Genomic DNA, 11,754 nt, shown 5'->3' on the forward strand with positions numbered 1-11,754 from the left:
GGTCGCTCGGGCTCCAGTGCCATAACCTGCCAGCGAGCCTGGTGGCGGTGGCCGCTCAGGCTGGAAAGCGCATCAGCATCCACCAGCGCCTCCATATCTTTACGATTCAACGCAGCCCGTTTACGTAAATCTGAAACCTGACGATAGGGCGCATCTCTGCGTGCCATGCTGATGCGTTTGGCGGCACCTTTAGACAATCCTTTAATCAATCGAAGACCTAAACGAATAGGCGCGCGCGTGGTCTGCCCGCCGTCATCCAATAGTTGGTGGTCCCAGTCGCTGTGATTCACATCCGGGGGTAGTGCCACAACATCATGGCGGCGAGCATCCTGAATTAGTTGCGAAGGCGTGTAAAAACCCATGGGCTGGCTGTTAAGCAGCCCCACATAAAAGGCGCTGGGGTGGTGACATTTAAGCCAGGAAGACACGTAGGCTAATAGAGCGAAGCTTGCGGAGTGCGACTCAGGAAAGCCGTAACCGCCAAAACCCTTTATCTGATCAAATAGTCGCTTTGCGTAATCTTCGCTATAGCCTCTGCGGAGCATGCCATCGGTAAGCTTTTTCTCGAAGGTGAGTAGTTTGCTGTTACGACCCCAATTGGTGATGGCCCGCCGTAACTGATCCGCCTCACCGCCGGTAAAGCCTGCGGCTACCATCGCCAGACGAATGACTTGCTCTTGAAAAATGGGTACGCCAAGAGTGCGCTCCAAAACACTTTGCACCGCTTCATCGGGATAGCTGATGTCTTCTAGCCCCTGCCGTCGACGCAGATAGGGATGCACCATATCTCCCTGAATAGGACCCGGGCGCACGATGGCAATTTCGATAACAAGATCATAAAAACACGCCGGCTTTAAGCGCGGCAGCATGCTCATCTGTGCTCGAGACTCGATCTGGAAAACACCAATGGAATCTGCTTTTTGCAACATACGATAGGTTGCGATGTCTTCTGCCGGAATGTCTTGCAGCGTACGGACTCTAGGGTCATAGCGATTCACTAATGCCAGAGATTTGCGGATCGCCGAGAGCATGCCCAGCGCTAAAATATCAACTTTGAGTAGCCCCAGGGCTTCGATGTCATCCTTATCCCATTGAATCACCGTGCGGTCCGCCATGCTCGCATTCTCTACGGGGACCAGCTGTGAAATAGGCCCCCTGGATATCACAAAGCCACCCACATGCTGAGACAGATGTCTTGGGAAACCCAATATCTCTTGCACCAGTTGATAAAAGAGTTGGGCGGTATTGGGTTTGCCATCCTGGCTTTCGGTTGGTAAGCCATGCTCGCTAAAGCGTGCTTCGAGGTCGCGCTGCTTGTCCCACCAGGCGAGAGACTTGGCAAGATCGTTGACAAAAAGAGGGTCTAAACCCAAGGCTTTACCCACATCGCGCACGGCACTGCGGGCGCGGTAGGTGATCACCGTGGCGGCAAGTGCCGCTCGGCGTCGGCTGTACTTTTCGTAGATGTACTGGATAACTTCTTCGCGGCGCTCGTGTTCAAAGTCCACATCGATGTCTGGCGGTTCGTCACGCTCCCGGGAGATAAAGCGTTCAAAGAGTAGCGAGATTTTTTCCGGGGACACTTCCGTTATGAACAGGCAGTAGCACACTACGGAGTTTGCGGCGGACCCGCGACCCTGACATAGAATGCCGCGACCCCGAGCGAAACGAACAATGTCGTGTACCGTAAGAAAGTAGTACTCGTAATCCAGCTCAGCTATTAATGCGAGTTCTTTTTCTATGCGTTCGCGAATGACTGAGGGCGTCCCGTCGGGCCAACGTTGGCTTGCGCCCTGCCAGGTAAGTTCTCTCAGATAGTCCCGAGCATTATGCCCATCAGGTACGACTTCTTCTGGGTATTCGTAACGCAATTCATCGAGAGTGAACTGACAGCGCCGGGCGATGTTTAGCGTTTCGTACAATAGCTCGGCAGGGTAGAAGCGTTGCAGCTGCCGGACACTGCGTAAATGCTGTTGAGCATTAGGCAGCCGACGGCGACCCAGCGCAGCAACACTGCAATTGTGATGCAAGGCGGTCATCACGTCATGCAGGGGTTTGCGAGTTGCGCAGTGCATACGCACATCACCACAGGCAACGAGGGGTAGTTGTAGTTTTCCCGCGAGTGCCTGTAATGCCCGATAGCGACGCAGTTCATCGTTGCCAAGAAGATAATGGATTCCGATCCAGACTCTCTCTCGACAGAGTCTTGCGAGTTGTTTGCCATAGCCGTGATTAGCTTCGCTGTCTTCTTTAGGAAGCCAGATGAGCAAGCAACGCTTGAGATGAAAGATCACATCTCTAAGCGTGACTTCGTACTCGCCTTTTGGGCTACGGCGCCGGCCAAGGCTGATGAGTCCCGAGAGTTCGCCATAAGCTGCACGTGTGGGAGCAAGGGCAATGATATGAACGCCTTCGGTTAAGGTGAACTCACTGCCGATAATTAGTGGTATTCCGTATTCCTTGGCCGCTACGTGAGCTTTGACGACTCCAGCGAGGGAGCACTCATCGGTAATAGCGACGCCTGCATAACCATTTACCGCAGCTTGCGCGACAAGCTCTTCTGGACGGGAAGCGCCGCGCAGGAAGCTGTAACATGACAGGCAGTGGAGTTCGCAGTAGGACATTGTTTGCGGCAGTGCCAAAATTTCTCGGCCGCACAGTGTACTGTATATTTATACAGTATTTATAGGTTGCCTAATTTACGTCCTAAGGTGCCTTTTTTGCACTCGGTTTTAGCGCCGGGGCACGATTCTGGAGTTATGTAGCTGAACGACCAAGCTTTAGACGCCTGTCGGCGCTGGATAGACAGCCTCGTAGTGCGATACAACCTGTGTCCCTTTGCTAAGCGCGAGCTCGACAGGGATAGCGTGGCGTTTACGTTGAGCGATGCTGGCGATGAAGAGGCGTTGCTCTCTACCCTGGCACAGGAGCTTAAGCGACTCGAGGATTGTCCGGAGATCGAGACTGCGTTTATTGTCCATCCGAAAGTATTGAGCGACTTCTATGACTTCAACGATTTTCTGGGTCGCGGTGATGCCTTGCTTAAGCGGATGAAGCTGGAAGGGATCTACCAGATCGCCAGTTTCCATCCCCATTATCAATTTGCCGGGACCGAGCTTGATGATGCTGAGAACTACTCCAACCGCTCGCCCTATCCGATGCTGCATTTACTAAGAGAGGAGAGTGTGGAGCGTGCGGTTGCCGGTCATCCAGATATCGCGAGTGTTCCTAACGACAATATCCGCACACTAAATCACCTTGGAAGAGAGAGGCTCCAGAGTCTTTTGCAAAGCTGCGTAGATGAGTAAAAGCGCTTCAAAATACGATGTTGTTGTTGTCGGTGGCGGCGCAAGTGGCCTCATGTGCGCGATTAGCGCGGGTTACCGTGGACTGCGTGTTTTAGTGCTCGAGCAGGGCCCGAAAGTTGGCTTAAAGATTCTGGTGTCGGGCGGTGGTCGCTGCAATTTCACCAATTTGTTTGCAGACCCGCGGGAACACTATTTGTCACAGAACCCCAACTTCTGCATCTCTGCCATGAAGCGTTTTTCACCGTCTGACTTTATCCAGATGGTAGAGACCGCCGGCATCGACTATCACGAGAAGAAGCTGGGGCAGCTGTTTTGCGACCACAGCGCCAAAGACATCGTGGCCATGCTTTTGGAGCAGTGCTCTTACGCGGGAGTTGAGATTCGCTTGCGCCAGGCTGTGACTTCCATAGATCCCGAGGGCGAGATCGGATTTGCTGTACGCACACAAGATTCTGAGTATCAGGGCCACAAGGTGGTCATCGCTTCCGGTGGATTGTCTATGCCAAAAATCGCGAGTGATCTGGCCTTTCGTGCCGCTAAAAAGCTGGGCTTACAACTGAATGCAACACGAGCTGCTTTGGTACCCTTAACCTGGAATTCCAGCGACAAAGCCGTCTACGAGTCACTTTCGGGAATATCCACAGAGGTTATTGCCAGCTGTCAGGGCCACAGTTTTCGGGAGAACCTGTTATTTACCCACCGAGGTCTGAGTGGTCCCGCGATCCTGCAAATATCGTCTTTTTGGCGAGAAGGGCTGGCAGTGGATATCAATCTACTTCCCGATCGTGATGCATCCGAGTGGCTGGCCGCAGCGAGAGAGACCAATCCCCAGCAGCGGTTGCTCAGCGTGCTCAAAACACTGCTTCCCAATCGTCTGGTGGATCTTATGTCCGGGTCCTGGTTTGAGGATCAGAAAATCGGTAGCTTCTCGCCTCCCGAAATTGCTGATATAGGACATCGCTTGAATCACTGGTCCTTTATGCCCGGAGGAAGCGAGGGTTATAGAACCGCGGAGGTTACCCTCGGTGGCATCGATACGGATGAAGTCTCCTCCAAAACCTTCGAGCTAAAGCGTGTGCCGGGCCTATTTGCCATCGGAGAGGCCCTTGATGTGACGGGTTGGCTTGGTGGCTACAACTTTCAGTGGGCTTGGGCTTCCGGTTGGTGCTGCGGCCAGCACCTCTGATTATATTCTTAGGCTTACTCCCTCAGCTTGGGTTACAGCGTGTTCGTCGCGAAGGTATTACAGCTATTGATAGAGCCCTGCTCTAGTCCGATGGTGAACCAGCGCAGACGTTGCTCAGCACTACCGTGAGTGAAGGAGTCTGGCGTGACTCTCCCTTGTGCTTGCCGCTGTAGGGTGTCGTCCCCAATAGCGGTTGCTGCTGCCAATGCCTCTTCTACATCGCCGCTTTCCAAAATCTGCCGAGCTTGATCGGCCTTATTGGCCCACAGTCCTGCAAAGCAGTCGGCCTGCAGTTCCTGTCGCACGCTCAGTAGGTTTGCTTCGACTGGTGTAGCGCGCTGCCTAGCCTCATGGTTGCGAGCACTGATGCCCAGCAGAGTCTGCACGTGATGTCCCACCTCATGAGCAAGCACGTAGGCCTGCGCAAAGTCGCCGGGCGCACCATAACGGCTACTCAGTTGCTCAAAGAACGACAGATCCAGATAGATCTTTTGGTCGCCAGGGCAATAGAACGGCCCCATAGCGCTTTGCCCCAGGCCGCAGGCTGAGCGCGTGGAGTCCCGGTACAACACAAGCTTTGGTTCTTTGTAGGGCGTTTGGCCTTTCGAGAGTAATGTGGCCCAGGTGTCTTCGGTGTCAGCTAACACCGTTGCCATGAATTCTACTGTCTCGGCCTCTTCCGCTGATTGCTGCACGACAGTGCTCGAAGATTGCGGTGTCTGTCCGCCCGCAAGGCCTAGAAGGGTAGATAAGTCTGTCCCCGTGAAGAACATCAGGCCCGCGGCGATCACGATCACCACCCAGCCTCCGCGACTACGGGTCAGTTGAAGAATTAGCGGCATCATGGATGATCGGGTGCCCCCCGATCTTACGACGCGACGTGATCGACGATCATCAATATTGTCGCTGCGGCGATTCCCTTTCCAGCGCATAGAGTGCTCCCAGGTGTTTGTCGTACTCGTATGATTGCTTCGCTGAGCAGATGTGCTGCGCAGACACTGTTGCTATGAAATACCTTAGAGACTTTATCAGATGATTCGGTCTGTTTGATAAGCGGCGGCTATACTCAGATTCCCCATGTATTTTGGCGTTTCACCCATGAGCCTGACCATGCCCCTCTCTCCACTAGTTTCCGAAGCTCCAGCCATTGTCTATATCGACTTTAAGAGCCCGTATGCCTATCTCGCGATAGAGCCGACGCGGGAACTTGAACGGCAGTTAGGTGTGCAGTTTGATTGGCGGCCCTTTGTGTTGGATATTCCGAGTTATCTGGGTAGTGCCCGCCTGGGCAAAGCGGGGGAGGTCGTTGAACAGCAACGCAGTGAGGAACAATGGTCGGGGGTGAAGTACGCCTATTATGACTGCCGGCGTTATGCGAACTTGTGGGGCTTGAAGATTCGCGGGACCGAAAAGATATGGGATACAAATTTGGTTTCAACAGCGATGCTATGGACTCGGCAGATATCCCATGCAGCGACACAACAGTTTATCGATAGTGTCTATCCGCGGTTTTGGGTTCGGGACCTGGATATCGAGAATGAGGAGGTTGTTGCAGGCTTACTCTCGACCTGTGGTCTTGATGGGCAGGCGTTTCTGGAATGGGCGCGGGAGGAGGGCACAGCGCTTAACGCCGATTTTCAAAACGCCGCCTTTGAAGCGGGAGTCTACGGTGTTCCAACCTTTGTAGTCGATGGTGAGCGCTATTTCGGGCGAGAGCATTTGCCTCGGGTGCGTTGGCAGATTGAAGGTGGTCGGGGAGATGCTCCCGATATTGCGAACCCTTTGCCTGCTGATCTCTTGCCATACGCAAGCTTGCCCGAACATGTGTATGTGGGCGTGGATAGTTCTCTGGACAGTCTTCGCGCAATACCAGAACTGGCTGCTCTGCTAAAGAATTACTCAGGAGCTGTCAGCTGGGTACGAGTTACCTCAAAAGAGCCGAGTGTTTCGAAGGTAGAGGGCGATGACAATGCTGATGGCGTTAGTTCTCGAAGTGCAATGCATCGGCAGTATCGCAAGGACAATGCGGCCGCTAGCCGCGAGCGCTACGGTGTTTTGGGAGTTGCAGAGGATTCCTACCCCGAAGCGATAGAAGTCTTGCTGAACTCCTTGAACATTCAACTTTCTCTAGATGTACCCGAGAAACTGCAACGCCCGGCAATGCCGGGTGTGAATGTGCTCCTGGATGACGAGATTTTCATCGGACGGCAACACTTGCCGCTCCTGGCAAAGAAGCTTTGCTTGGGCGATTTGTAAAAAGACCTTTAGCCGAGATATCCCAAGTCAGAAATCTTTAGTTAAAGAGCCTTATTGCGCGGTGTAGCCGCCATCGATGACCAGTTCTGATCCGGTCATGAAACTCGATTCATCAGAGGCCAGAAAAGCAACAGCATTCGCTATTTCGTCCGCCTGGCCGAGGCGGCCAACCGGGTGGGCGGCGATCAGTAACTGCTGCATGTCCTCGCCGTCTTCGCGATCTTTCAGTGCCTGTGTTACCAGCGGCGTCTCTACAAAGCCTGGATGCACGGAGTTAACGCGTATGTTCAAGGGGGCCCATTCCAGCGCGGCGGACTTGGTTAGCAATGTGACAGCACCCTTAGAGGCGCAGTAAGGGGCGGCCCCGGGCAAGCCTACTTTGCCAAGGATCGAGCTAATGTTGATGATCGATCCTCCGCCGCGTTTTTCGAGAGCTGGCCCAGCGTAGCGTAGTCCGAGAAAAACGCCATCCAGATTTATTGAGAGCACGCTGTGCCATTTTTCCAGATCAAGGTTCATGAGGTCAGTGTTGTCACCGGCGATGCCTGCGTTGTTCACCAGAATGTCTAAGCCACCAAAGCTCTCGACCGCGATGCTTACCGCGCGGTCCCAATCGTCGGGCTTGGTGACGTCGTGGTGTACCGCGATAGCCTTCGCGCCGATCGCTGTGAGCTTGTTTGTGAGTGTTTCCGCGCCGGCTTGGTCAATGTCTGTGAGGATCAGCGCAGCGCCATCTGCAGCCAGCTTGCGAGCAGAGGCTTCCCCTATGCCAGATGCTGCACCCGTAATGAGGGCGACCTTGCCGGCCAGTGTTTGATCTGCCGTGGACATTAAGAAACTCCTTATTGTAGTTAGTTGCCATCAAGCGGCAGCATAGCGGCATAATGGCGTAAGAGACATTCACATTATCGGGGTGTGTATGAAGTACGCGGAGCATTTTCGGCCCTTAGAGGTCAGTAATGCCTACGACCCACAAAACGCCCTTTCGCTGGCGCTCGCCTGCGAGCTTTCCTATGCCACATTGCAAGACATCAAACGCTGTGTAGAAACCACTTGGGGTTACCGGTTCCTGGGCCTCGTATCGCGAAAGAAGAAGCCCGACATCGATACCCAGTGTTTTATCATGGCTGATGACAGCAATATCGTTGTGGTTTTTCGTGGCAGTGATTCGGGTAGCGATTGGTTTGCAAACTTTCAGGCCTCTCAGGATCCCGGGCCTTTTGAGAGCACGGGTGCTCATGAGGGTTTTCAGGATTCTTTGTACCCTGCGGTCATAAAGCTTACGGAAATCCTCCGAGAAGATTCCAAGGAGCCTCGCCGACTCTGGATAACAGGGCACAGTCTCGGAGGTGCCCTGTGTTCGTTGTTTGCCGGGATGCTTCTGGAGAACAAAATCAACGTCTACGGCGTTTACACCTTCGCCAGTCCGCGCCCGGGAAACGAGGAATTTGCATCCGCACTTAACAACAAGGTCGGCGGCCCTCACTATCGTGTTGTGAATTCTGGCGATGTTGTTCCTCATGTGCCGCCAGAGCCGTTCTTTAGTCATCCGGGTTCACGGGTCATACTGAAGCACAATCACAAAAAACGTACTAAGGGCTCCTGGTTGGATGAGCGTATAGCTGCATTGAAGAATTTCGTAAACATGACTGGCAAGCGCTTCGACATTGCCGACAATCATCGGCTTGCGACGGCCAGTAACAGCTATATTCCAAGGCTGCTGAAAGATCTGGCCCGCGAACAGCGAGCGAAGGTTCGATGACAGAGTCTCGGCCACCAGGGCTTACCGACGTGCCCGAGACCATGCTTTGGACACTATATAGTCGTGCGCAGGAAGCAATGCGGAAAGACGGGGTTTTTTCAGACAGTAAAGCGATTGAAATCTATCAGGGGCTCGATTATGACTTTGAGCGCAGCTTTGGACGGAGTAACCCTATGGCTGCGCTGCGTGCAAGACTGTTTGATGAGCGTGTTTATGCTTTCCTTGCGGATAACCCAGATGCCAGCGTGGTTAACCTTGGGGAGGGGTTGGAGACTCAGCGCTATCGACTTGCCGAAGAGGTGTGTCATTGGTACACCGTAGATCTACCGGAGGCCATTGCGGTCAGGGAGCGGTTTATTTCTCCTGATCATAAGCATGAGCACATTCCCCTATCGGCTACTGATAGAGGATGGATGGAGGTCATTCCCGACGATCGCCCGGTAATGATCGCTGCGCAAGGCCTGTTTATGTACTTTCGTGAGCAAGAGGTTAGGAACCTTCTGAGGGATATGGTCGCTCGGTTCCCGCAGTGCCGTATCGTGTTTGATGTGATTCCCCATTGGGTGTCGCGAGCGTCTGTGCTGGCAAGGGGGCTACCTTTAACAAGACACTATCGTACGCCGGTAATGCCCTGGGGTGTTCACCGGTTCATGTTGCCCAGACAACTCAAAAGCTGGATTGGACGCTCCTGTGAAATTGAGTTTATTGATTATCCGGGCTTTCCACGAGGTGTCACCAAGCTGGCAAGTTCGATGGTGCCTCTAGTACCAGGCGCCAGGCACTGGATGCCCATGGTGGTGGAGATCAGACCGGGGTGAGCTAAGAGTTTGAGTCCTTTGCGCACGCCTCTTCTCTTTCGGCTCTCGCCATAAGCGGATTGTCCTGTTATAAGACTGCCGGTCTTTGTAGAGCGCTCATTAGCGTTAATTATGGTTTTTTCCACCACATCATTCCTGTTCGTATTTTTGCCGCTGTTTTTGCTGTGCTATGCCGTACTGCCATGGCGAAACCTGACGGCGCTGGTTTTCAGCCTCTTGTTTTTTGCCTGGGGGGAAGGTGCTTACGTCCTGCTTTTGTTGGGGACCGTAGCTTTTAACTATCTCATTGGGCAGCGGTTGGAGGAGGGGCATCATCGTTTTCGGTTTCTGTCGCTGGGGGTTGCGGCCAACCTGTTGGTGCTCGGCTACTACAAGTACTTCGGCTTTCTTATTAGCGGCGTGCTGGAGATCCCTATCCCGGAGCAGGATATTCCTCACCTGCCGTTGGGCATCTCGTTCTTTATATTTCAGTCGATTTCTTACCTCATTGATGTCTATCGAGGCGACTCGCCCAAAGCCCGCTCATACTTCGATCTGGCGCTTTACATTGCTATGTTTCCGCAGCTCATCGCCGGACCGATTGTTCGCTACTCCACAGTTGCCGAGGCGATTCGTTTTCGCCAGATTTCGTCCTACGATGTTTACCGTGGTGTGATTCTTTTTGTAGTGGGGCTGAGCTATAAGGTCCTCATCGCTAACAATGCGGCAGAGGTCGCGGACACGGTGTTCGGCTTTGCACCGAAGCAGCTGTCGACGCTTAATGCCTGGACGGGCATCGTCGCTTACACCTTGCAGATTTTTTTCGATTTTGCAGGTTACTCCCTCATGGCCATTGGGATTGGTCGGGTGATGGGCTTTCACTTTCCCAAGAATTTTGATTTTCCCTATGTGTCACGCTCGATTACTGAGTTCTGGCGACGCTGGCATATGTCGTTATCTTCCTGGTTCCGCGACTATCTCTACATTCCGCTTGGCGGTAACAGACACGGCAGACTGCGGACGTACATCAACTTGTTTACGGTGTTTTTGTTGTGTGGCTTTTGGCATGGAGCAGCGTGGACTTTTATCATCTGGGGTGTTTTTCACGGCGTTATTTTGGCGGTGGAGCGCGCCGGGCTCGGCCGACTTATAGGGATGCTTCCTCGTCCAGCGCAGCATATCTACGCCTTGCTATTAGTGATGATTGGTTGGGTTGTTTTTCGAGCCGAAAGTTTTAGCCACGCAAGCTATTACCTGCAGGCTATGTTCTTTGATGTTCCCGCTAAGGGGATTGGTTTTGTACGCCTGGTGAGTAACGAGAATTTGGCTTTTATGCTGCTGGGTCTTCTGCTCTGCATGCCGGTGCTTGAGGGCTTGCGAGTGTTCAGGAATGGCGAGGATTTCAGCGATAGCGATGCTCTCCAAATTTCGACCGTTTCTGCTGTAGCGAACGGTCTTGTCGCACTCGTCTTGTTCCTCCTGTGTTCGATGTACATCATGTCGGGCACTTACAATCCATTTATCTACTTCAGGTTCTAGCCAGTGAGCGAGCAGACTGAAACTGAAACAGTAGGATTCGGCAGTCGCACTAGACTGGCCATAGCAGCGGTTGCTCTGGTGTTTCTTTTGCCCGCTGTTGCTGGGTTTTTTACCGATCACAAGGCTCGTCAAAACTGGGAGAAGCGCGAGCTGGCAGCTTTTCCTGATGTCAGGCAAGCGGAGTCTGCGAAAACGTTTTTTCCTGAGCTTGAGTCGTTTGTTAACGACCACATTGGCTTCGCCATGTCTCTCAATAAAACCTATCGAATGCTGCAGTTCTACCTGTTTGGAGACAGTCCTGTTGCCAATGTGGACGTCGGCGAAGACGGATTTGTGTTCTTCAATGCTCACAGTGCAGCGCGGCCGCACGCGGCGCTACGCAAGTCCTGTATAGCCAGAATGCCGCAGGTGAAGAGCGTTGAGTTGGCAATGGAGCAGTTTGGTTCTTCTGTTCGGCGGCGCGGAGCTAGCATCAGTTATGCCTTAGTGCCCTCCAAGCCGCTGTTGTATCCGGACCGTCTTCCGCGAACCGTGCCTGCGCCGGTCCGTAGGGCCTGCACATCTCTTGATCCCATGCTGAGCACCGCTGGACTGTTAAAATCAAGATCTGAGGGGAAAGACTACTTGATTCACTTTCCCGTGGAAGAACTGCTTGAGCTTCGTGATGAGCCGGCTTTCTACCCGCCGGGCAACTTCCATTCTGCAAGCATGATCAATCACGTGTTTGCCAAAGGTCTGTTGCGATCATTGGGCATCGAGCCGGGGGATAGTTACTCCAAAGGTGCCAGGCTTGGAGAAATTGGTGCAGATATGCGTGTCATGGGATTTACGCGCAGGGTCGAAGCCTGGCGGTATCCTTATGCAGACTACGGCGTAAAGGTAAGTAGAGCGAAGCCCGAGTGGGTT

10 protein-coding genes are annotated in these 11,754 nt (G+C 53.3%); 7 read left to right on the forward strand and 3 right to left on the reverse strand.

The window, feature by feature from the left end; genetic code table 11:
* The coding region (locus tag AB8B76_RS03760; protein ID WP_405270414.1) for an error-prone DNA polymerase at positions 1–2,624 on the reverse strand (2,624 nt) is incomplete at its 3' end.
* A 141-nt stretch (positions 2,625–2,765) separates the two neighbouring features.
* Between AB8B76_RS03760 and AB8B76_RS03765 the strand changes: the two genes are divergently transcribed.
* Complete coding sequence (locus AB8B76_RS03765; RefSeq protein WP_405270432.1) at positions 2,766–3,308, forward strand: DUF1415 domain-containing protein; 543 nt, start codon at positions 2,766–2,768, stop codon at positions 3,306–3,308.
* Complete coding sequence (locus tag AB8B76_RS03770) at positions 3,301–4,494, forward strand: NAD(P)/FAD-dependent oxidoreductase (protein WP_405270416.1); 1,194 nt, start codon at positions 3,301–3,303, stop codon at positions 4,492–4,494. The genes AB8B76_RS03765 and AB8B76_RS03770 overlap by 8 nt, the downstream gene beginning before the upstream one ends.
* Positions 4,495–4,526: 32 nt before the next feature.
* Here AB8B76_RS03770 and AB8B76_RS03775 read toward each other — a convergent pair whose 3' ends face one another.
* Positions 4,527–5,426, reverse strand: coding sequence for a neutral zinc metallopeptidase (locus AB8B76_RS03775; protein WP_405270418.1), 900 nt, complete (start codon positions 5,424–5,426; stop codon positions 4,527–4,529).
* 166 nt (positions 5,427–5,592) lie between these two features.
* On the opposite strand from AB8B76_RS03775, the gene AB8B76_RS03780 reads away from it, so the two are divergent.
* Positions 5,593–6,750, forward strand: a complete 1,158-nt coding sequence (locus AB8B76_RS03780) for a DsbA family protein (RefSeq protein WP_405270420.1) — start codon at positions 5,593–5,595, stop codon at positions 6,748–6,750.
* 51 nt (positions 6,751–6,801) lie between these two features.
* Here the strand turns inward: AB8B76_RS03780 and AB8B76_RS03785 are convergent, their stop codons facing one another.
* Complete coding sequence (locus AB8B76_RS03785; protein ID WP_405270422.1) at positions 6,802–7,581, reverse strand: SDR family NAD(P)-dependent oxidoreductase; 780 nt, start codon at positions 7,579–7,581, stop codon at positions 6,802–6,804.
* Positions 7,582–7,669: 88 nt separating this feature from the next.
* Between AB8B76_RS03785 and AB8B76_RS03790 the strand changes: the two genes are divergently transcribed.
* The 4 genes from AB8B76_RS03790 to AB8B76_RS03805 form a co-directional block, all read left to right on the forward strand.
* Positions 7,670–8,512 carry a lipase family protein gene (locus AB8B76_RS03790; protein ID WP_405270424.1) on the forward strand — a complete coding sequence of 281 codons (843 nt, stop codon included), beginning with the start codon at positions 7,670–7,672 and terminating at the stop codon, positions 8,510–8,512.
* Complete coding sequence (locus AB8B76_RS03795; protein ID WP_405270426.1) at positions 8,509–9,330, forward strand: class I SAM-dependent methyltransferase; 822 nt, start codon at positions 8,509–8,511, stop codon at positions 9,328–9,330. The genes AB8B76_RS03790 and AB8B76_RS03795 overlap by 4 nt, the downstream gene beginning before the upstream one ends.
* Positions 9,331–9,441: 111 nt before the next feature.
* Positions 9,442–10,848: an MBOAT family O-acyltransferase gene (locus AB8B76_RS03800; RefSeq protein ID WP_405270428.1), complete on the forward strand. Its 1,407-nt coding sequence runs from the start codon at positions 9,442–9,444 to the stop codon at positions 10,846–10,848.
* A gap of 3 nt (positions 10,849–10,851) precedes the next feature.
* Positions 10,852–11,754 (forward strand): hypothetical protein (locus AB8B76_RS03805; RefSeq protein ID WP_405270430.1); only part of this gene is annotated, 903 nt, incomplete at its 3' end.

It is taken from the genome of Congregibacter sp., from assembly GCF_045107095.1.
In the GTDB taxonomy this organism is placed as follows: Bacteria; Pseudomonadota; Gammaproteobacteria; order Pseudomonadales; family Halieaceae; genus Congregibacter.